A 20,191-nucleotide genomic window follows, 5' to 3' on the forward strand; every position below is an offset into this window, starting at 1 on the left:
CAGCAGGACCGCACCGCCGGTCAGCAGCGCGGCGAACGACCCCAGCACGCCCTGGCCGAGCGAGTGACCCATGCCGTAGCAGGTGGCGCGCACACCGCCACGGACCGGTCTTTTCTGACCGCTTCGTAAGGCTTCGCAGGGAGAGAACGGGATGGGACTGACCGCGAGGATCCGTACCCGGGACGGATGGGCCGTGTCGCACGCGGTCGTCACGGTGACCGACACGACCGGCACGCAGGTGCTGCGCGCCGAGGCCGACGCCGAGGGCGCGGTGCGGCACCCGGCCCCGCTGGCGCCCGGCGCGTACACCGTCGTCGTCACCGCCGTCGGCTACGCGCCCGTCGCGTCCAGCGCGATCGTCACCGCGAGCGGGCGCGCCGAGGTCGGCACGGTGACCCTGGCCCGGCAGGGCGGCACCGAACTGCCGGCGCCCGGGCCGTGGACCATCGACCCGGCGCACTCCACGGTCGCCGCGGTCGCGCGGCACCTGGGGATCTCCAGCGTGCACGGCCGGTTCACGGACTTCTCCGGCACGATCGACATCGCCGCCGGCGACGTCACCAGGTCCCGTGTGGAGGCCGTCATCCGCGCCGGGTCGATCGACACCGGCAACGGCATGCGCGACGGCCACCTGAAGTCGGCGGACTTCCTGGACGTCGAGAAGTACCCGGAGATCACCTACCGCTCGACCGGCGTCAGCGCGGCCGGGGCCGACCGCTGGACCGTGCACGGCGCACTCGGCCTGCACGGCGTCGTCCGGTCCGTCGACCTGGACCTCGCCCACCTCGGCACCGGCCCCGACCCGTGGGGCGGCACCCGCGCCGCGTTCCGGGCGACGACGGAACTGCGGCGCGAGGACTTCGCCATGAACTACAACCAGGTCGTCCAGGCCGGCATCGCCGCCATCGGCACGACCCTGCGGGTGGAGCTGGACATCCAGGCGGTGCAGGGGGAGTCCTTGCCGGGCGCGTGACCCGGTGCGGCGGCGCCGACCGTGGCCGTCCCGCTCACCGGTCGCTGCCTCTCCCCCGTTCGGCGAGCTGGGTCGCTCTCGCCACCAACTGGTCGCACAGGTCCCGGAGCTTGACGTTCCTGTCCTGCGAGACGCGCCGCAGCCGTTCCATGGCGAGGCGGGCGTCGATCCGCTCGTGGGCCATCAGTATGCCGATGGCCTGGTCGATGACGCTCCGGGAAAGCAGGGCGGTGCGCACGTCGGTCGCCGACTCGCGCCGCCGCTCCACACCGAGGGCGACGTTCACCGCGTCCGCCACCCGGGCCGCGAAGGTACGGGCCTGATCGCGGCCCTCGCCGAGCACGCCGGGCTGTACCCCGTAGAAGTTGATGGCGGCGCCCGTCTCACCGTCCACCTCCAGCGGCAGCGCCAGCACACAGCGCACCCCGGCGGACCGCGCGTACTCCGTGTACCTGCCCCAGCGGGTCTCCAGCGCCAGGTCGGGCGAGTACTGCTCGGTGCCGGTCTCGGCCGCGGCCACGCAGGGCCCCGAGCCGTTCTCGTACTGCCGCTGGTCGAGGCCGTTGGGCATGCCATCACTGCCCGCAAGGGTCAGCAGCCGGTCGCCGCGGCGCACCGTGATGCTGCACGCGGCCGCACCGGGCACCGCGTCGACCCCGCGGTCGGTCAGGTCGCGCAGCAGCGTGTCGAGGCCCCCGCTGCGCACCATGGCCTGTTCCAGCGTGTCGGACATCTCGGAAGTCATGGACGTACGAGTATCCCGTAGCCGCTGGTTAACGCCTTCCGGCCCACTCTCACGCCGTGTCGACGATGCGGCGGGCGAGGTCGCGCAGCTTCACGTTCTCCCGCTGCGAGGCCCGTACCAGGTTCTCGAAGGCGCCCTCCGCGTCGACGCCGAGGCGTTCCATGAGGATGCCGGTGGCCTGGCCGATCAGGTCGCGGGTGCGCATCGCCTCGGTGAGCTGCTCACGCACGGTCGCCGCGTCGAGCGCGATGCTGACGTGCTCCGTGAACAGCCGGCCGATCCGGGTGGCCGTGTCGTCGAACGCCCGCGGATTGCGCGCGTACGCCGTGAGCACGGTCAGCCGGCGCCGGTCGGCGCGCAGCCGCAGCGACAGCGCCGAGCGCAGGCCCAGCTCGGCCAGCAGCCGCCCCGCGTCGTCGGCCGCGCTGTCCTCCACCCGCCGCACGGGCGTGGTCCACAGATCGCCCAGGTGCGACGCCTGTGCCTCGGCGGCCTGCCCGGCCTCGGCCGTGCGCACCAGTTCGTCGGTCCACGCCAGCGCCCGGCCGGGGCTGCCGCGCTCGACGACGCTGACCCCGGCGTGCTCGGCGCCCGGCATGAGCCGCACCGCCAGCCGCACGGCGGTGCGCAAGGTGCCGTGCGGGGTGACCGGTTCGTGCAGGTGCCGGGCCGCGGCGGTGAGGGCTTCCGCGAGGTCGCCGCCGGCCGGGGGGCCGGTCATGGGATCGGCGGGGGAATCGACCCGCAACAGCGGCACATCGGAAAACTCGTACGCAGTCACCACGAACCTCTTCGGCGTGCATGGCCAAAAACAGCCATGCGCGGGAGAGCTCCGCAGCACATTCCCGACTGCGAGCACACTGGACGGACAGCACTTTAACCGCTGCACCCGATACGGGGGTGCGGCCCCCGCAAGCTTCCGAACTCACCCGGCGACGTGGTGCAATGGGCCCGACGGGTCAGGAAGCGGCCTTACCGAGAACATGACGAAACGTCTGTCAGGTGAGTGCTGTGCCCTTCTTCCCCGCCCCCCACGAACCGAGCGCGCCGCCCGGCAGCACTCTCCTCGCGTTGCCACCCGAGATCGACGACTCCAACGCGGCGGAACTGTTCGCACTGATCAGCTCGGTCGCACGGCTGCGCGCCCCGCGCCTGCAGGTGCTGATCCTGGACCTGACCGCCACCCACTTCATGGACTCCCAGGGGGCCCGCCTCGTCGACGACCTGCGTCACCAGTTGCAGCCCCGGGCCCGGGTGCGGGTGGTGGCGGCCCCGGACGGCGTGGCGAGCCGGGTCCTGCAACTGACCAACCTGCGCCGGGACGTCCCCGTCTACGACAATCTCGCCGAGGCCCTGTCGGCCTAGGCTGGCCCCATGGCACCGAACATCGCGACCAACACCCGGGTCTCCCGGGCCGAGCTGCTCGACTTCGTACGCCCCCGGCACCGCGCCCTGCTGCTCACCCGGCGCGCCGACGGCGGCCCGCAAGGGTCTCCGCTGACCTGCGGGGTGGACGACTCGGGCCGGATCGTCGTGTCCACGTACCCGGAGCGGGCCAAGACCCGCAACGCCAGGCGCGACCCGCGGGTCAGCCTCGTCGTGCTGAGCGACGAGTGGGACGGGCCGTGGGTGCAGATCGACGGCACGGCGGAGGTCATCGACGCGCCCGACTCCGTCGAGCCGCTCGTGGAGTACTACCGGAACATCGCCGGTGAGCACCCGGACTGGGACGAGTACCGGGCGGCGATGGTCCGACAGGGCAAGTCGATCATCCGGATCACCCCGGAGCGGTGGGGTCCGGTGGCAACGGGCGGCTTCCCGGCGCGGCTGGCTCCGGAGGAGTAGCGGATAATTTCCCCGGGGGCTCTCCGTCCCGGGCGATCCTCAGGGCCGGGCGATCCTCGAATCCGGGCGGCTCTCCGTCCTGGGTGACCCCACGTCCCGGACGGCTCTCCGTCCCGGGTGACCCCACGTCCCGGACGGCTCTCCGTCCCGGGTGACCCCACGTCCCGGGCGGCTCTCCGTCCCGGGTGGCTGTCAGCCCCGTATGACCCTCCGTCCCGGGCGAGTCTCACCCCCGGCGACTCTCACCCCCGGGCGGCCATCGCCTCGATGCCCGCGATCAGCAGGTCCAGCGCGAAGTCGAAGTCGCGCCCCAGCATCTCCGCCACGGTGTCGCCGCCGCGGGCCGCCATGATGTCCTTCGAGCCCTCGACGACGCCGGACGCGTCCGGGTCCTCGGTCACCGACTTCATGGCGTGCCGGTAGTAGTCGTCCGGGGACATGCCGACGTCGGCGGCGCGGGCGAAGTAGTGGCCCTCGACCGTGCCGTAGCCGTACACGAACTGGAAGACGGCCGAGATCGCGCTCGTCATCCGGTGTGCGGGCAGGCCCGTGCGGCGGATCACGTCCTGCACGGCCCGCGAGAAGGACAGCGCGTTCGGCCCGATGTTCAAGAACCGCCCGGCGAGCGGCGACAGCCACGGATGGCGGACCAGCAGCGCGCGATACTCGCCTGCCAGGACGCGCAGTTGGTTCCGCCAGTCGTCGCCGGAGGCGGTGTCGGGCAGCCGCAGTTCGCCGTACGCGGCGTCGAGGGCGAGCTCCAGCAGGTCGTCCTTGGTGTCGACGTACCAGTAGACGGACATCGCCGTCACGTTCAGCTCGGCGGCCAGCCGGCGCATGGAGAACTTGCCCAGCCCTTCCGCGTCCAGCAGCCGGACGGTCACCGCGGTGATGCGCTCCCGGTCCAGCCCGGACGGCTGTCCCCCGCCCCGCCGCTCCCGCCGCGCCTTGCCGTCCAGCCACACACTGGTCATGACACCTCTCTCAACGTCAATGCCGCTCGCGGGAGCGCCCCAAGGGGCGCGGGGCTGTGTCGATGTGCGGCTGCGCCGCGCGGACCCGCCGTTGCGGGGACACCACGAACGGCCGCGCGGGCGTGATCAACCATCCACACCGCGCGGCCACCCGGCAACCCGGCCACCCGGGCCGTCAGGCATCCGCCACCTCCGAGTCTGCCCGCTCGGCCCGCCGTAGCAAGGCCGCCGCGACCAGCCCGCCGGCCAGTACGGCCACCGCCCCCACCAGCTGACTGCCCGCCAGCCCGGAGGAGAACGCGTCCACCACCCGCTCCCTCTCCTCCCGGCCGTCCGCCGAGGCCGGCGCCGCGGGCAGCGACGCCACTCCCACCGGCACCAGCGCGGCGAACCGCGCGGTGAGCACCGCCCCCAGCACGGCCACCCCCAGCCCGTTCCCGAACTCCGCGAGCGTGCCGTTGAGCCCGGCACCGATGCCCGCCTTCTCCCGGGGGATCGAGCGCATGATGGCGTGCGCCATGGCCGGGTTGGCGATCGCGCATCCCACCCCGATGAGCACCAGACCCAGCAGCGTCCCGGCGTACCCGTCGGAGGCGAACGCCGCGATCGACACCAGGCCGCCCGACAGCAGCACCATGCCGAGCGCGATCGACACCGGCACGCCGAGCCGCGCCGTCCACCTGGCCGACAGCCCGGAGAAGTTCAGGACCACGACGGAGAGGGCGAGCGGCGCGGTCCGCAGGCCGGCCTCCAGCGGGCCGTACCCGAGGACGAACTGCAAGTGCTGCGTGAGCAGGAACAGCGCGCCGCCCATCCCGAAGGTGATCAGCACCAGGCCGGCCACCGCGCCCGTGAACCGGCGGTTGTGGAAGAACTGCATGTCGAGCATGGGGTGCGCAACGCGGCTCTCCCAGGAAGCGAACAGCGCCAGGACGAGGACCGCGACGGCGCCCGTGGCCAGGACCCGGGCCGACGTCCAGCCGTGCTCCGGGCCGGAGATGATCGCGTAGACCAGCAGGGCCATGCCGATGGTGGAGAGCAGTGCGCCGGGCAGGTCGGGGCGGTCGCCGCGCGGGTTCTTGGACTCGGGGACGAGGACGACGGCGGCCAGCAGGCCCAGCGCGGCGACGGGCAGGTTGATCAGGAAGATCGCGCCCCACCAGAAGTGGTCCAGCACGAAGCCGCCGACGAGCGGCCCGGTCGCGAAGCCCAGGGCGCTGACCGCGCTCCAGATGCCGATGGCCCGCGCATGCTCCTCGGGCACGAAGATCTGCAGGACGACGGCGAGCGTCGTGGTCAGCAGCAGCGCGGCGCCGACCCCCATCCCGGCCCGCGCCGCGATCAGCTGGGCGGTGGACTGCGCGAGTCCGGCCACCAGTGAGCCCGCGCCGAACAGCGCCAGGCCCGTGATCAGCATCCTGCGGCGGCCGTAGCGGTCGGCGGCGCTGCCCGCGGTGAGCAGCAGCCCGGACTGCACCAGCGAGTACGCGTTGATCATCCACTGGATGTCGGCGGTGCCCGCGCCCAGCTCACGGGTGAGGGAGGGGATCGCCACGTTGAGGACCGTGTTGTCGAGCACCACGGTGAGCTGCGCGAGACAGATGACACCGAGGATGAGCCACCGCCGGGGGTGGCCGCCGGCGGTGCTCTGCGGCGGCGACTTCTCCTGGGACGTCGTCATGCTGTACACCGTAGAATAAAGTCCCATACGGTGTACAGCGCGAGCCGTTGAACGGGGCGAACCGGGCCGGACGACGACTGTTCAGGCTGTCGGGAAGGTCACGCGTGCCGCGGGGCCGGCGTCGTCCGGTCAGGTCGCCGCGGGCTTGATCAGGTATCCGGCACCGCGGCGGGTGTGGATCATCGGGTCCCGCCCGGCGTCGATCTTCCGCCGCAGATACGAGATGTACAGCTCGACGATGTTGGCCTGCCCGCCGAAGTCGTACGACCACACGCGGTCCAGGATCTGCGCCTTGCTGAGCACCCGGCGCGGATTGCGCATCAGGAACCGCAGCAGCTCGAACTCGGTCGCGGTCAGGTGGATGGCCACGCCGCCCCGCGTCACCTCGTGACTGTCCTCGTCCAGCGTGAGATCGCCGACGACCAGCACGGAGTCGGAACGCCGGTCGGCCGCGCCGGAACGCCGGATGAGGCCGCGCAGCCGGGCCACGACCTCCTCCACGCCGAACGGCTTGGCGACGCAGTCGTCGCCGCCCGCGGTCAGCCCGGCCACCCGGTCCTCCGCGGCGTCCCCGGCGGTCAGGAACAGCACCGGCACGTCGGGCAGCTCGCACCGCAGCCGGCCGAGCACGCTCAGCCCGTCCATGTCGGGCAGCATCGTGTCGAGGACGACGACGTCCGGCCGGAACTCGTGCGCGGTCCGGACGGCGCCCTGTCCGTCCGCCGCGCTGCGGATCTGCCAGCCCTCGTAGCGCAGGGCCATGGACAACAACGCGGTGATGGACGGCTCGTCGTCCACCACCAGCACCCGGACGGGCCTGCCGTCCGGCCTCAGCAGCTCGGTGCGCCCCTGGGGCGAGGTCGTGGTCATGCCGACCACGATGCCGGGAGGCTCTGAGAGCACCCTTTCGAGAACCTGTGATTTTTCTGAGAAAGGGAAAGTGGCAGGGGCAGTGACAGGAGCGGGGCAGAGGCAGAGGCCGGGGCAGCGACGGGACAGGGGCAAGGGACGTCGGGAGAGGAGCCACCCGGCGCTGCCGCTCAGACGCGTGGAGGCGAGGGCCCGCACGCCGAAGTCCCGCAGCAGCGCGGCCCGTTCCTCCTCTGCGTGGCAACAGGCGAGGGGCCCTTCCAGGCCGCCGGTGAGCGGACCCCAGCGGGTGATCGCTCATGGGCGCCGCCATCGCCCGGGGACACGGCTCGCGGTCCACCCCTGCCGCCCCCGGCGCCGCCTGCTGGCGCGGGCCCGCCACCCCCACTTCGCTCACGGTGGCCGCACGCGTCAGAACAACCCGTCCTGCACGCCGACGCTGCTCTGGAACTCCCGTACGGCAAAGGTCTTCCCGGCTTCGGCACCGGTCCCGAGGAGGTCGCCCGGAGGCCCCAGCTCCCACCCGGTCATCAACCGCGTGTCGAGGACGACGACCCCGCGATCGGTCGCCAGATGCAGGTCCGGCCCGGCGACGGCCACCAGCTCCCCGCTCACCGCGCCGCCGGGCACCAGCTCGGTCACCTCCCCCACGGCGGCAGGCGCGCCGGCCAGCCCGAAGTCCCGCACGTGATCCACGGGCCGGAACGGCTCGGCCGTGAGCGACTCGGGCAGGCCGCCCAGCGCCACGGCACGCGCGTGCAGCTCGGCGAGTTCGGCGGCACGCTCCGCCTCCGCGGCGGGCAGTGCGGACCGCACGGCACGCTTGTCGGCGTACGGAATCCGGTCGGGCACGCCGAGCGCGGCGCGCAACAGCTCCTCGGTCCGCCGCGCGGCCATCAGCGGTCCGGTGCCGAGCCAGCTGAAGCAGATGGCGCCCTGCTCCAGCAGCCGCGCCGGGCCCCGCTCGACGGCGGTGATGCCGACCTTGACCATGCCGGGCCCGAACCACGCCAAGTACACCCGGTAGGGCCGCGGATCGTCGGCGGCCGTGTCGGCGGCGACGGAATGCGCCCGGTCCAGCCGCGCACACTCCTCGCACCGCGCGCCCGTACTCCGCGCACTGACCGGCACCTTGACGGCACAGGGATGTCCCCGCGCCCCCACACAGACCCGCGGCCCGTCGCCCACGACCCCGAAGGCCACCCGCTTCCCCCGCACGACCGCACTGCTGCGCCCCCCGTCCCACACCAGCACGGGCCCACCGACCGCCCACCGCAGCCCCGCGCACTTCCACACCCGAGCCATCACTCATCGACAGTAGAGCCGCCCACTGACAACGCCCCCGGGTCAGGTGCGGAGCGTTGGTTCTGCGAGCCGGAGGTCGTGGCGGCACGGGAGCTTTACGTCGGGGCCGTTGCCTGACTGATGTCACCCGCTGATGACGAAGGCCCCGTCCGGAGAACCGGCGGGGCCTTCGACCTGTGTGCACTCGGCAGGATTCGAACCTGCAACCTTCTGATCCGTAGTCAGATGCTCTATCCGTTAAGCTACGAGTGCTTGTTCTGTTTTTCCGCCGCTTTCCGGCCTTCCGGCCCGCTCGCGGCGACAGGAAGAACATTACATGACTGCCGCCGTCATGTGAAATCCGTTAGCCGCACCGCTTGTGACCTGCGGAAACGGGCTTCTGGGGGGGTGGTGGCGCGTCGGGTGCGGCCGGAAAGCAGCGAAGCCCCGGCCGCTGGGGCCGGGGCTTCGGTGATCTTGCGCGGAGGCGGAGGGATTTGAACCCTCGATGGGCTTTAAGGCCCAAACCGCATTAGCAGTGCGGCGCCATAGACCGGACTAGGCGACGCCTCCCGCACACTCGTCCCGCGCGCGAGCGCGATCGGTGCGTGCCGATGATGACACAGTCGAGCGCGGTGTCACCAATCGCCCCCCACGGTACTAGGCAGGCAGGCCGCAGGGCAAAGCCCTTTCGTGTCCGTGGGCCCGGCATCGGCGCCGGTGGGACGTGCCGTGCGCAACGTCCGGCGGGCCGCCGCGTTAGTCAGGGCATGTCTCAGCTCATCACCCCCCGGGCCGCCGGCGCGCACGTCGCCCCCGCGCGCCCCCTGCGTCCCTCCGGTCCGTCCCGCCCCGCGCTCCGCCGGCTCGCCCTCGCCGTCGCCGCCTCCCTCGCCGCGCTCGGGTCGCTGTCGGCGGCGCCCTCCCCGGCGTACGCCGGTGTCGGCCCCGGCATGCTCATGCCGCCGCCGGTGCGGGACGAGGACCGGGCCGGCGACCACCTCGTCGTCACCGTGCGGAACGCGGGCCGCGGCGCCGACGGGACGTACGACCTCCGCTGCCATCCGCAGGGCGGCAGCCACCCCCGTCCGGCGCGGGCCTGCGCCGCCCTGGAGAAGAACACCCGGTGGGGGCGGGACACCTTCGCGCCGGTCCCGCAGGGCGCCGCCTGCACCATGCAGTACGGCGGCCCGGCCACCGCCCGCGTCACCGGCACGTGGGCCGGGCGCCGCGTCGACACGACGTACGACCGCAGCAACGGCTGCCAGATCCAGCGCTGGGACCGGATGGTGCCGCTGCTGCCCGACCTCCGGTGACGGGACGGCACAGGTTTTCCGAAGCACGGGCAAGAGGTGCGTAAAGGTCGCGCGAAGGTACGGCGGAGTGTGCGCAGGCAGGCACGTGTTCTGCGGGGCTTCGCCGTCACTTCCCGGTGCGACGTCCCTCTCATCCGGGGTCGCGGGCGCGACCCCAGCCCTTAGACTCCCTCGCGTGACACGCTGCGGGACGGTTGGCAAGATGGCCCGAGCGGTCGGCAAGGTGCGGTAACAGGGAGGAAGCGTCTCGTGAGCAGCAGGCCATCCCGAGGCGCTGCTCGCCTCGCAGCCATACTGGACGCGCTGCCCGACGCGTTGGTCCTGGTCAACGCCAACGGCACCGTCGTCAACGCGAACACCATCGCCCTGGAGGCCTTCGAGACCCCCGGCACGGCGCTCGTCGGGCGGGGGCTGCTCGACCTGCTGCCGCAGTTCGACTCCAAGCTCATCCCCGGCTCGATGCGGCGGCCCGACCACATCGACCCGCGCGCCCGGACCAAGCCGACCCGGATGGTCGCGCGCCGCACCGACGGCACCGAGTTCCCGGTCGAGGTCACGAGCGCCAACCTGGAGAACGGCCAGCAGGCCTACGACGGGTACGGCTACACCAGCGACGAGCTGCTCATGCTCGTCGTGCGCGACCTGTCCGGGACCGTGGACACCGAGGCCGAACTGGCACGTTCGCAGCGGCAGACCGAGATGATCCTGCGGGCCGCGTCCGAGGGCGTCGTCGGCACGGACACCGAGGGCAGGATCGTCCTCGTCAACCCGGCCGCCGCCCAGATCCTCGGATACCGGGCCAGCGACCTCGGCGGCCGGGAGCTGCACACCCTCGTCCTGCACTCGCGCCCCGACGGGTCGCCGTTCCCGTACGAGGAGTCGCCGCTCGCCGACACCCTGCGCTCCGGGCGCAAGCACCGGGTGCGCGGGCAGGTGGTGTTCGCCAGGAACGGCGACAAGGTGCCCGTCGACCTGACGACCGCGCCCGTCCGCGACGGCGACCAGCTCGTCGGCGCCGTCCTGACCTTCACCGACCGGCGGCCGTACGACGCGGTCCTCAAGGAGAAGGAGACGGCCGAGCGGGAGCACGCCGAGGAGCTGGAGCGGCTCGCCGAGGAGCACGCCTCCGAGCTCACCGCCCTGCGCCAGCGGCACGTGGCCGAGCTGGAGGAGCTCCGCGAGCAGCACGCGGAGGAGATCGCCGCCGGCGAGGACAGGTACGCCGCGCTCGGCGAGCGCGAGAAGGACCGCTACGAGGCGCTCGCCGCCCGGCACGAGCAGTTGCTGACGCTGCTCGGCCGGTCGCTGCGCGGGCCGCTGGAGGAGCTGCGCCGCGAGCTGGCGACGCTCGCCGCCGACGACGCCGGGCAGCTGTGGCCCGAGGCCAACCAGGTCCTCCACCACCTCTCGGCCGGCTACTCCCGCATCACCACGCTCATCGACAACGTCCTCGGCTACCAGCAGCTGGACACCGGCGCGCAGACCATCGCCCGTACGAAGGTCATGCTGGACGCGGTCGTCGCCTCGGGCGTCGACGGGGCGGTCGAGCTGATCGGGCCGGGCCGGGTGCAGTTCGCCGTGCACGCGCCGCCCATCGAGGCCGAGGTCGACCCCCGGCTGCTCGCGACCGCGCTCGCGCACCTCGTCGCCGACGTCGCGGGCGTCGACTCCACGGGCAACGCGCCCGTGTCGGCGGGCGGTTACATGGACAACACCGTGGTCGTCGCGGCGGCACAGCGCGGCGAGGTCGTACGGATCGAGGTGCGCGGGCCGTACGCCGGGGGAGATCCGGTGCACCAGCCGATCGTGCGCGGGATCGTGCGGGCCCACGGCGGCGTGCTCCAGACGCACGAGGTGCCGGGGATGAGCGGCAACGCGTACGTCCTGGAAGTGCCGATCGGGGGTGGGGCGGGGGTCGTCCCGACCCAGGTTCCGGCGTTGGAGCAGGCGCAGGTGCCCGGGGATGCCTCCGGTGCGGGCGCGGAGGTCGTTCCCGCCGGTTCCGGGGCCGCCGCCGAGCAGGGCTCCGGGGGCGGGCGACGCCGGGCGCGGCGGGCGTCCGTGGATGCGTTCCTGGACGGCGGGGCGCGGGGGGCGTCCAGTGACGGTGGTGGGGACGGTGACGACGGCGGTGGCGGGGCCGGGGGTGCCGTGCCGTCTGGGCCTGCTGGGCCGACGGGGCGGCGGAGGCGGCGTGCGGTTGAGGGGGCGGCGGGGCCGGGGGCCGTGGATTCCGGTGCCGGGGCGGGTTCCGGGTCCGGTTCCGGTTCGGGGGCGGCGGAAGGGCCGGGTTCCGGGTCGGGTGCGGGTGCGGTTTCGGGGTCGGGTTCGGCTGAGGCGTCCGGGGGGACCGGGCGGCGCCGTGGGCGGCCTGCAGAGGCCGCGGGTGCGCCGGGGGCGCTGAGCGGCGGAGGTGCTGCCGCCGAGGGTGCGGTCGTCACGGCCGCCGAGCATGCCGCCGGTACCGCGGCGACCGGCAACGGCCTGGGCGGGACGGTGCCGCCGCAGGGCGTGCCCGCGCCCACCGGACGCCGTGCCCGCCGCGACACCGGCGAGCAGCACGCGCTGCCGCCCGCGCTGCCGGCCCCGTCCGGGGACAGCGCCGAGGGTGCCCAGCCGACGGGACGCCGTCGCCGCGCCCTGGCCGCCGCGAACGAGCGCGCCGCCGCGCAGGAGGCGGGGCCGCGCACGGTGTTCGCCCTGCCGCCGGCCGACGCGGATCGGGTCGAGGACGCGGGCGAGGGTGCCGGGCCTGTCGGGCCGACTGGGCGGGCTGGGCATGTGGGGCCTGGGCAGCTCGGGCGGCCGGGGGTGCCTGGGCACGTTGAGCAGCCTGGGCAGAGCGTGGGCTCTGTGCAGGGGCAGGTCGCCGGAGCCGGGCAGGTCTCCGGGCCGAGGCCGGTTTTCGGGGCCGGGCAGGCTCCTGGCCAAGGGCCGGTGCCCGGGCAGGGGCGAGTCCCTGGGCGTGGGCCGGTTCCTGGGCAGGGTTCGGTGCCCGGGCAGGGGACGGTTCCTGGGCAGGATTCGGTGCCTGGTCAGGGGCACATTTCCGGGCACGGGCAGGTGCCCGGCCAGGGGCGCGTTTCCGGGTACGGGCAGGTTCCGGGACATGAGCAGGGAATCGGGCGCGGGCAGGCCCTCGGACACGGGCAGGGCTCCGTGCCCGGGCAGTCGCAGGTGCCTGGCGGCGCCGGGCAGGGCGGCCACGTGCAGGTGCCCGGGCCCGCTGTCGCCGGTGACGGTTTGATCGACGACGGTCGGCACGACGCCGTGCCGCACGACCAGTCCGACGACCACACGCCTCCGCAGGCGCATCCCGTGAGCGCACCGACGGGCCGCCGTCGGCGGGCGGTTGCGCAGCCGACGGACGGGACGCCCGCCCAGGGGACGCCGACGCACGAGGCGCCTGCGCACGGTGCCGGGCCGGCGCACGGTGTGCCCGCTCCCGGCGCGCCCGCTCCAGGGGCCGCAGGGACCCCCGCGCACGGGGCCCCCGGGCAGGTTCAGCACGGGGTTCCCGGGCAGGTTCAGCACGGAGTTCCCGGCCAGGGTGTTCCGGCTCCGCAGCAGGGCTCCGTCCCGCCCGCGCAGGGCGCGCCCGTCCCCGCGCAGGGCACCGCCGGCCAGGACATGCAGGTGCCGCCCGCTCCCGGGCGGCCGGGTGCCGGCGCTCCGGGCCGGCCGAACCCTGCCCAGCCCGGCCCGGCGCACGGTACGTCCGCTCATCGCGGCTTGCCCGCACAGCAGCCCGCCGCCACCGCGGCACACCCGCTTCCACCGCAGGCCGCCCCGGGCCAGGCCGGCCCGGGCGAGACGGCCCCCGGTCAGGCACCCCACGCCCACGGCACCCCTCCCCAGAGCGTCCCGGCACAGGGCGTTCCGGCGCAGGGAATTCCGGCACAGGGCACGTCCGCTCCGGGCACCCCTGCCCCCGGCGTCCCCGTCGGCCTGCCCCTCCCCGCCGAAGTCCCTCCAGTCCAGGGAACCCCGGCACAGGGCACCCCGGCGCCCCAGCAGTGGCCCACCCCGCACAACACCCCGGGCGCGGGCACCCCCGTACCGCCGCAGGGGGCCGCCCCCGTTCCCCCGCACGGCAACGCCCCCGTGCCGCCGCAGGGGACCGCACCCGTTCCCCCACACGGCAACGCCCCCGTACCGCCGCACGGCACCGCCCCGCTACCGCCCCACGCCGGCGCGGGCACCCCCGTACCCCCGCACGCCCCCGGCAACGACACACCCCCGCCCGGCACCCCCCTGCCCCCCGAGACCACCACGCCCCCGCAGCCGAACCAGCCCGTCCAGCCGGACCAGCCCGTTCAGCCAGGGCAGCCGCGACAGCCGGGGCAGCCGGGGCAGCCCGTGTCCCCCGGCCCTCAGCCGGGTCAGGGCGGTGGGCAGGCTGCCCGTGCCGCCCAGCCGTTGCCCGCCGAAGCGGCTGCCGCCGCCGCTGCCGTCGACCCCGACTCCACGCAGGGCCGTGCCATCAGCGTGCGCACGCTCGGGCAGGGCGTGCCGTTCACCCGGCAGGCGGCCCAGGTGCAGCAGCCGCAGCCGTCGGCGACCCCCGCCCCGCACCAGCCGGGCGGCTCGGGCCGGCGGCGCAAGCTGGGGACGCCGCCCGACCCGGGCACCGGGCGCCCCGAGAACCCGCCCGGCGAGCAGTCCCCGGCCCCGTCCCCGTCCTCCTCCCTCGCCGGTCAGTCGCGGCTCGCGCCCGGGACCGAGGGGACCGGACGGTCGTACGCCATAGGGGCGCCGGACGAGAACGCGGCCGAGGGACCGGAGCCGTTGGACGGTCCCGGCGGTGCCGTGGAGGTGGCGGATCCGCCGCGTCCGCAGCCCGTGGACGACGAGCTGCCGCCCGAGCCGCTGGACAACCCGCGCCGGCTGCTGGTGTGGCCCGCGCCGGACGTCTCGACGCAGCAGGCGCTGAGCGACCGCGGCTACCGGCCCGTCGTCGTGCACTCGCGCGAGGAGGTCGACGCGCAGATCGCGGCCTTCCCCGCCGCCCTGTTCGTGGACCCGCTGACCGGGCCGATCACGCGGACCGCGCTCCAGTCGCTGCGGCAGGCCGCCGTCGCGGCCGAGGTGCCGGTCCTCGTCACGGCCGGGCTCGGGCAGGCGTCGCGCGACGCGGCGTACGGCGCCGATCCCGCCGTACTGCTGAAGGCGCTCGCGCCGCGGGACAGCGAGCAGCACCCGCCGCGCGTGCTGCTCATCGAGGAGCACGCGGAGATCGCGCTGGCGCTGACCGCGACGCTGGAGCGGCGCGGGATGCAGGTGGCGCGGGCGGCGAGCGACCAGGACGCGGTGCCGCTGGCGTCGCAGTTCCGGCCGAACCTCGTCGTGATGGACCTGATGCAGGTGCACCGCCACCAGGCCGGGATCATCGACTGGCTGCGGGCGAACGGGCAGCTCAACCGCACGCCGCTGGTCGTCTACACGGCCGCCGCCGACCAGGCCGACCTGCCGCGGCTGGCGTCGGGCGAGACGGTGCTGTTCCTCGCGGAACGGTCCACCAGTGCGCAGGTCCAGGCCCGGATCGTCGACGTTCTCGCCCGCGTCGGGACCAACTGACGTACCGCCCCGGCGGCCGCCGGCCGCCGGGGCGTGACGAGCGGGAGTTCCTGCCCAGGGCTCCCGCCCGTCGCCCTCCCCCGTTCCGCTCCCCGTCCGTCACAGCTGGGTGACGTCCAGGTCCCCCTCCGCGTACTTGCGGCGCAGCACCTTCTTGTCGAACTTGCCGACGCTCGTCTTCGGCACCACCTCGATGACCGACCAGCGCTCCGGGAGCTGCCACTTGGCGATCCCGCCCTCCTCGGCGAGGAAGGCGCGCAGCGACTCGAAGTCGGCGGTGGAGCCCTCCTTGAGGACGACGGTGGCCAGCGGGCGCTCGCCCCACTTCTCATCGGGGACGGCGACCACGGCGGCCTCGGCGACGTCCGGGTGGGCCATGAGCGCGTTCTCCAGCTCGACCGAGGAGATCCACTCGCCGCCGGACTTGATGACGTCCTTGGCGCGGTCGGTGAGCGTGAGGAAGCCGTCGGGGCTGATGGTGCCCACGTCGCCGGTCTTCAGCCAGCCGTCCTCGCTGAACTTGTCGGCCGGGCGCAGCGGTTCGCCGTCGGGGCCGTTGTAGTAGGCGCCCGCGATCCACGGGCCGCGTACCTCCAGCTCGCCGGCCGACTCGCCGTCCCACGGCAGGCGCTCGCCGCCGGGGCCGGTGAGGCGGGCCTCGACGCCGGCGGCGAAGCGGCCCTGGGTGAGGCGGTAGCCGAACTCCTCGTCGCTGCCGACCACATGGGCCGGGGGACGGGCGACCGTGCCGAGCGGGGAGGTCTCCGTCATGCCCCAGGCGTGGCAGACCCGCACGCCGAGGTGGTCGAACGCCTCCATCAGCGCGGGCGGGCAGGCCGAGCCGCCGATGGTGACCTGGGTGAGGGAGGCGATGTCGCGCGGCCGGGCGGTGAGTTCGGCGAGGAGACCCTGCCAGATGGTGGGCACGGCGGCGGCGTGGGTCGGGCCGACGCGCTCGATCATGTCGGCGAGCGGGGCCGGCTGGAGGAAGCGGTCGGGCATGAGCATGTTCACGCCGGTCATGAAGGTGGCGTGCGGCAGGCCCCAGGCGTTCACGTGGAACTGCGGGACCACGACCAGGGACGTGTCCTCGTCGGTCAGGCCCATCGACTCGGCCATGTTGACCTGCATGGAGTGCAGGTAGATCGAGCGGTGGCTGTAGACGACGCCCTTGGGGTCGCCGGTGGTGCCGGAGGTGTAGCACATGGCGGCGGCGCGCCGCTCGTCGAACTGCGGCCAGTCGTACGTGGCCGGCTTGCCGTCGATCAGATCCTCGTACTCGTGGACCTCGACGGAGGCCGCGGCGAGCAGGGAGCGGTCGCCCGGTCCTGAGACGACGACGTGCTCGACGGTCTTGAGGTGGGGCAGCAGCGGCGCGAGCAGCGGCAGCAGCGAGCCGTTGGCGATGACGACGCGGTCGGCCGCGTGGTTCACGATCCAGGCCAGCTGCTCGGGGGGCAGCCGGAGGTTCAGGGTGTGCAGGACCGCGCCCATGGAGGGGATCGCGAAGTAGGCCTCGACGTGTTCGGCGTTGTTCCACATGAGGGTGGCGACACGGTCGTCGTCGGCGACGCCGAGGTCCTCGCGCAGGGCGTGCGCCAGCCGGGCGGCGCGGGCGCCGATCTCCGCGAACGAACGGCGGTGCGGTTCCGGCTCGCCGGTCCAGGTGATCACCTGCGAACTGCCGTGGATCGTGGACCCGTGCGTGAGGATCCTCGAAATCAACAGCGGTACGTCCTGCATCGTGCTCAGCACGGTGTCCTCCCGGGGCGACATTGCCTACGCGGCGGCAAGGTTTGCGCTGATTCTGCGCGCATACCACGCGGTATGTCACTAGGGGCGGATGATCGATCAGTTCCGGGTCTGCGGCACCGCGCCCCCGGGATCACCCGGGGCCGACCCCCTCACTGCCGGGCAAGCCCCAGCTCGGGGTCCTCGCGGAGCTTGCCGAGGGCCCGGGAGACGGCCGACTTCACCGTGCCGACCGAGACGCCGAGCACGTCCGCGGTCTGGGCCTCACTGAGGTCCTCGTAATACCGGAGGACGACCATCGCCCGCTGCCGCGCGGGCAGCTTCATGATCGCCCGCCACATCGCGTCGTGCAGCGCCTGCTGCTCCGCCGGGTCGTCCAGGCCGGGCCCCGGCTCGGGCTCGGGCAGCTCGTCGCACGCGAACTCGTCCACCTTGCGCTTGCGCCACTGGGAGGTGCGGGTGTTGACCAGCGCGCGGCGCACATAGCCGTCCAGCGCGCGATGGTCCTCGATGCGCTCCCAGGCGACGTACGTCTTGGTCAGCGCCGTCTGCAGCAGGTCCTCGGCGTCGCTCGGGTTGGCGGTCAGCGACCGGGCGGTCCGCAGCAGCACGGGGCGGCGGGCCGTCACGTAGGAGGAGAACGACGGGTACGGGTACGGGCGGGTCTGCGTCGCCGGCGCGGCGGCTCCTGAGGCGTTGGTGCAGACGAGTGTGGTCATGGCCCAACGCTATGAGCGGCGGGGCTTCGCGCGGATCGCCCGCAGGTCCCGAAGGAGGGTCCCCCTCAGGTTGTAGGGGTGGGGGCGGGTGCACCTCCTGAAGGTGGACGAGGGGGGCGGGGCGGTGAGGGTTTCCCCTTGGGGGCGGCCCGGGAGGTCGTCGGCAGACGAGGACGGTGTCCCGGTGGCCGACGGGTGGGCGATGCGTACCGGTCACCGACAGACGGGGAACGCATCCAGGCACGGCGCGGGCCGAAGCGTTCCGGCGCCCAGGGGCGCATTTCCGCCGAACCGCACGCCCGGCCTCGCCCCCCTTCCCTTTCTCGAACATACGTACGAACATAAAGGGCATGGCCACCCCCGACCGGCAGGCCACGACGCTGGCCCTCGCGCACGCACTGTCAGCCGCCGAACGCGGGCTGGCGGTCATCCCGCTGTCCCGGACGAAACTCCCGGCCCTGCGCTCCCCGCACCGCGACGACCCCACCGCCGGCCCCTGCCACGGCGAGTGCGGCCGCTTCGGCCACGGGGTCTACGACGCCTCCACCGACCCCGACCGCATCCGCGAACTGTTCGCCGCCGCGCCCCGGGCGACCGGCTACGGCATCGCCTGTGGGCTGCCCCCGCACCACCTCATCGGCATCGACCTGGACGTGAGGTCCGACACCGCCTCCTCGGTCGCGCTGCGCGAACTCGCCCTGCGGCACCTGTTCACGATCCCGCCCACGGTCGTCGTCCTGACCCCCAGCGGCGGCCGGCACCTGTGGCTGAGCGGCCCGCCCGACGCCGTCGTCCCCAACTCCGCGGGCCGGCTCGCCCCCGGCATCGACATCCGCGGCGCCGGCGGCTACCTCGTCGGCCCCGGCTCCCGCACAGACCACGGCGTCTACAGCGCGGCTCCCGGCACCGCGCACCTGCCGCCGGCCACCTGCCCGCCCGCCCTGCTGCGCCTGCTGCTCCCGCCGCCGCGCGCGTCCCGCACGCCCGCCCCCGGGGCGGTCACGCCGTCGGGCGGCCACGGCCAGGGCCTGGTGCAATTCGTCCTCGCCGCGCACGAGGGCCAGCGCAACACCCGCCTGTTCTGGGCGGCCTGCCGCGCTTACGAGGACGGCATCGGCCCCGCACTGGCCGCCCCGCTGGTGGAGGCCGCGATCAACACCGGCCTGACGGAACGGGAAGCCCGCGCGACGATCGCATCGGCGGCCAGGATGACCGGCCACCACCCTTCCGTGCCGTGACCGACAGTCCTCCTTGCTACCGCCCGCTCGACGGACTGCACGGAGCTGCGGCTCTCCTCGTCCTACGCCGGAACACGCCCGGCCGGCTCACCGGTTCACTCTCGACTTGGCTGCAGTCAGCGGCGGCTCTGCGATCCCGAGGAGACCGGCCGGCGGCTCGGGCGGGACCGAGGGAGCGTGAATCCTGGCCGCACGTTGGCCGCACGCCCTGGTCAGAGATGGGATACGGCCGAATCAGGGTGAGACAAGGTGCATGCGGAAGGGGTGCCACTCCGAACAGTGGCACCCCTTCTGACCTGCAAGCTTCTGACCTGCGGAGCGGTGGGTGTGGGATTTGAACCCACGGTGACTCGCGCCACGACGGTTTTCAAGACCTTTCGGGGGTTTGGCTGGTGCGCTGTTCCCCTGCAGGTCAGACGGGCATGAGGGCCCCGGCGGAGCCGTCGTCATCCTCTTCGTGCCCGCCACGTGCCCCAAGCGCCGATGTACTCACTCACCCACCGGTCACAGCAGGGACGATCACCGCCGCAACAGCCGACAGCAACCCTCCTACAGCGAGGGCACCATTGAACTTCTCTTTGGCCGTCGGGAACACGGAGCGACTCGCGTTCCCGACCTTGTTGCGCAAGACGATCATCTTCATCTTCTGCCACCTGTGCTGACGCTTCGAGCAGCCCATCAACACGCCGTAAGCGTTGTTGCGGCAGTACGTCCGCCCGTCCCGGTTGACCGCTCCGCACCAGACCGGCACCTGGAAGGCGGCGTAGGCAGAGACGCCAAGTGACAGTGCCACGATTATCGGCAGTGACCATTGCTGGCTCCAAGCAACGATCAACGCCGCGGCCACCATGTATCCCCAGTACAGATGCACCACTTTCCCCATGGCAACACAGAGTAGCCATGCATATGCGCACCGCATAGATGGGAAATGGACAGGCGTCTCAGGCCGCCCTCGACGGTAAGCCGCGTTGCAGCGCAGTACACGGCACTTTGCCGCACCAAAAGATGATGCCCCTGGCGTCTTTCCTGGCCAGGGGCATCACCGTGCTTTTGCCTCTGAACTACTCACATACCTCTGATGAACCGCTTTCCTGGTGCTCTCCGAGCCATCCATCGGCAGCTTGTCTAGGACGGCCTCGTTTGGCCCCGGGGGAACGGGTGCGGTTGGACCAGGGTGAGGAACGGATTGTTTTGGCCCCACCTGGGAGTCGGTGGGG

General features: G+C 73.3%; 15 protein-coding genes and 2 tRNA genes. 6 read left to right on the forward strand and 11 right to left on the reverse strand.

Translation table 11 applies throughout. The annotated features are described in order from the left end of the window. Nucleotides 1-151: 151 nt before the first annotated feature. Entirely contained in the window at nucleotides 152-973 is an 822-nt protein-coding gene (locus AB0M97_RS30000; protein WP_365964129.1) for a YceI family protein, read from the forward strand. Between the two features lie 34 nt (nucleotides 974-1,007). Here AB0M97_RS30000 and AB0M97_RS30005 read toward each other — a convergent pair whose 3' ends face one another. Further along, nucleotides 1,008-1,718, reverse strand: coding sequence for a GAF and ANTAR domain-containing protein (locus AB0M97_RS30005; protein WP_365964130.1), 711 nt, complete (start codon nucleotides 1,716-1,718; stop codon nucleotides 1,008-1,010). Nucleotides 1,719-1,767: 49 nt separating this feature from the next. Continuing rightward, entirely contained in the window at nucleotides 1,768-2,439 is a 672-nt protein-coding gene (locus AB0M97_RS30010; RefSeq protein WP_365964131.1) for an ANTAR domain-containing protein, read from the reverse strand. Between the two features lie 281 nt (nucleotides 2,440-2,720). Between AB0M97_RS30010 and AB0M97_RS30015 the strand changes: the two genes are divergently transcribed. Then, on the forward strand, nucleotides 2,721-3,083 hold the full coding sequence (locus AB0M97_RS30015) for an STAS domain-containing protein (protein ID WP_365964132.1): 363 nt from the start codon (nucleotides 2,721-2,723) through the stop codon (nucleotides 3,081-3,083). A 9-nt stretch (nucleotides 3,084-3,092) separates the two neighbouring features. After that, entirely contained in the window at nucleotides 3,093-3,563 is a 471-nt protein-coding gene (locus AB0M97_RS30020) for a PPOX class F420-dependent oxidoreductase (protein WP_365964133.1), read from the forward strand. A gap of 242 nt (nucleotides 3,564-3,805) precedes the next feature. Here the strand turns inward: AB0M97_RS30020 and AB0M97_RS30025 are convergent, their stop codons facing one another. The 6 genes from AB0M97_RS30025 to AB0M97_RS30050 form a co-directional block, all read right to left on the reverse strand. Continuing rightward, nucleotides 3,806-4,537, reverse strand: coding sequence for a TetR/AcrR family transcriptional regulator (locus tag AB0M97_RS30025; protein WP_365964134.1), 732 nt, complete (start codon nucleotides 4,535-4,537; stop codon nucleotides 3,806-3,808). 175 nt (nucleotides 4,538-4,712) lie between these two features. Further along, nucleotides 4,713-6,218 (reverse strand): MFS transporter, encoded by a 1,506-nt coding sequence (locus tag AB0M97_RS30030; protein WP_365964135.1) that lies wholly within the window; start codon nucleotides 6,216-6,218, stop codon nucleotides 4,713-4,715. A gap of 129 nt (nucleotides 6,219-6,347) precedes the next feature. Continuing rightward, the gene (locus AB0M97_RS30035; RefSeq protein WP_365964136.1) at nucleotides 6,348-7,088 is read right to left on the reverse strand and encodes a response regulator transcription factor; all 741 of its coding nucleotides are present in this window, start codon (nucleotides 7,086-7,088) and stop codon (nucleotides 6,348-6,350) included. Nucleotides 7,089-7,499: 411 nt separating this feature from the next. Next, nucleotides 7,500-8,393, reverse strand: a complete 894-nt coding sequence (locus tag AB0M97_RS30040; protein ID WP_365964143.1) for a DUF2797 domain-containing protein — start codon at nucleotides 8,391-8,393, stop codon at nucleotides 7,500-7,502. Nucleotides 8,394-8,572: 179 nt separating this feature from the next. Next, nucleotides 8,573-8,645, reverse strand: a tRNA-Arg gene (locus tag AB0M97_RS30045). A 209-nt stretch (nucleotides 8,646-8,854) separates the two neighbouring features. Continuing rightward, nucleotides 8,855-8,945 (reverse strand) — tRNA-Ser (locus tag AB0M97_RS30050). Between the two features lie 197 nt (nucleotides 8,946-9,142). Between AB0M97_RS30050 and AB0M97_RS30055 the strand changes: the two genes are divergently transcribed. Next, nucleotides 9,143-9,688 (forward strand): SSI family serine proteinase inhibitor, encoded by a 546-nt coding sequence (locus tag AB0M97_RS30055; RefSeq protein ID WP_365964137.1) that lies wholly within the window; start codon nucleotides 9,143-9,145, stop codon nucleotides 9,686-9,688. A gap of 249 nt (nucleotides 9,689-9,937) precedes the next feature. After that, nucleotides 9,938-15,265, forward strand: a complete 5,328-nt coding sequence (locus AB0M97_RS30060) for a PAS domain-containing protein (protein WP_365964138.1) — start codon at nucleotides 9,938-9,940, stop codon at nucleotides 15,263-15,265. Between the two features lie 99 nt (nucleotides 15,266-15,364). On the opposite strand, the gene AB0M97_RS30065 is transcribed toward AB0M97_RS30060, so the two are convergent. Both AB0M97_RS30065 and AB0M97_RS30070 read right to left on the reverse strand, forming a co-directional pair. Next, on the reverse strand, nucleotides 15,365-17,041 hold the full coding sequence (locus AB0M97_RS30065; protein WP_365964139.1) for a long-chain fatty acid--CoA ligase: 1,677 nt from the start codon (nucleotides 17,039-17,041) through the stop codon (nucleotides 15,365-15,367). 128 nt (nucleotides 17,042-17,169) lie between these two features. Continuing rightward, entirely contained in the window at nucleotides 17,170-17,736 is a 567-nt protein-coding gene (locus AB0M97_RS30070; RefSeq protein ID WP_365964140.1) for a SigE family RNA polymerase sigma factor, read from the reverse strand. A 350-nt stretch (nucleotides 17,737-18,086) separates the two neighbouring features. Here AB0M97_RS30070 and AB0M97_RS30075 point away from each other — a divergent pair, with 350 nt between their 5' ends. Then, nucleotides 18,087-18,974: a bifunctional DNA primase/polymerase gene (locus AB0M97_RS30075; RefSeq protein WP_365964141.1), complete on the forward strand. Its 888-nt coding sequence runs from the start codon at nucleotides 18,087-18,089 to the stop codon at nucleotides 18,972-18,974. Between the two features lie 493 nt (nucleotides 18,975-19,467). Here AB0M97_RS30075 and AB0M97_RS30080 read toward each other — a convergent pair whose 3' ends face one another. Continuing rightward, on the reverse strand, nucleotides 19,468-19,857 hold the full coding sequence (locus AB0M97_RS30080) for a hypothetical protein (protein ID WP_365964142.1): 390 nt from the start codon (nucleotides 19,855-19,857) through the stop codon (nucleotides 19,468-19,470). Nucleotides 19,858-20,191: the final 334 nt, after the last annotated feature.

It is taken from the genome of Streptomyces sp. NPDC051207 (assembly GCF_040682395.1).
In the GTDB taxonomy this organism is placed as follows: Bacteria; Actinomycetota; Actinomycetes; order Streptomycetales; family Streptomycetaceae; genus Streptomyces.

Bases quoted from the DNA above. Each gene is read 5' to 3' on its own strand.
- AB0M97_RS30000 (WP_365964129.1), top strand. From the start codon at position 152: ATGGGACTGACCGCGAGGATCCGTACCCGGGACGGATGGGCCGTGTCG.
- AB0M97_RS30005 (WP_365964130.1), bottom strand. From the start codon at position 1,718: ATGACTTCCGAGATGTCCGACACGCTGGAACAGGCCATGGTGCGCAGC.
- AB0M97_RS30010 (WP_365964131.1), bottom strand. From the start codon at position 2,439: ATGACCGGCCCCCCGGCCGGCGGCGACCTCGCGGAAGCCCTCACCGCC.
- AB0M97_RS30020 (WP_365964133.1), top strand. From the start codon at position 3,093: ATGGCACCGAACATCGCGACCAACACCCGGGTCTCCCGGGCCGAGCTG.
- AB0M97_RS30025 (WP_365964134.1), bottom strand. From the start codon at position 4,537: ATGACCAGTGTGTGGCTGGACGGCAAGGCGCGGCGGGAGCGGCGGGGC.
- AB0M97_RS30030 (WP_365964135.1), bottom strand. From the start codon at position 6,218: ATGACGACGTCCCAGGAGAAGTCGCCGCCGCAGAGCACCGCCGGCGGC.
- AB0M97_RS30035 (WP_365964136.1), bottom strand. From the start codon at position 7,088: ATGACCACGACCTCGCCCCAGGGGCGCACCGAGCTGCTGAGGCCGGAC.
- AB0M97_RS30040 (WP_365964143.1), bottom strand. From the start codon at position 8,393: ATGGCTCGGGTGTGGAAGTGCGCGGGGCTGCGGTGGGCGGTCGGTGGG.
- AB0M97_RS30055 (WP_365964137.1), top strand. From the start codon at position 9,143: ATGTCTCAGCTCATCACCCCCCGGGCCGCCGGCGCGCACGTCGCCCCC.
- AB0M97_RS30065 (WP_365964139.1), bottom strand. From the start codon at position 17,041: ATGTCGCCCCGGGAGGACACCGTGCTGAGCACGATGCAGGACGTACCG.
- AB0M97_RS30070 (WP_365964140.1), bottom strand. From the start codon at position 17,736: ATGACCACACTCGTCTGCACCAACGCCTCAGGAGCCGCCGCGCCGGCG.
- AB0M97_RS30075 (WP_365964141.1), top strand. From the start codon at position 18,087: ATGGCCACCCCCGACCGGCAGGCCACGACGCTGGCCCTCGCGCACGCA.
- AB0M97_RS30080 (WP_365964142.1), bottom strand. From the start codon at position 19,857: ATGGGGAAAGTGGTGCATCTGTACTGGGGATACATGGTGGCCGCGGCG.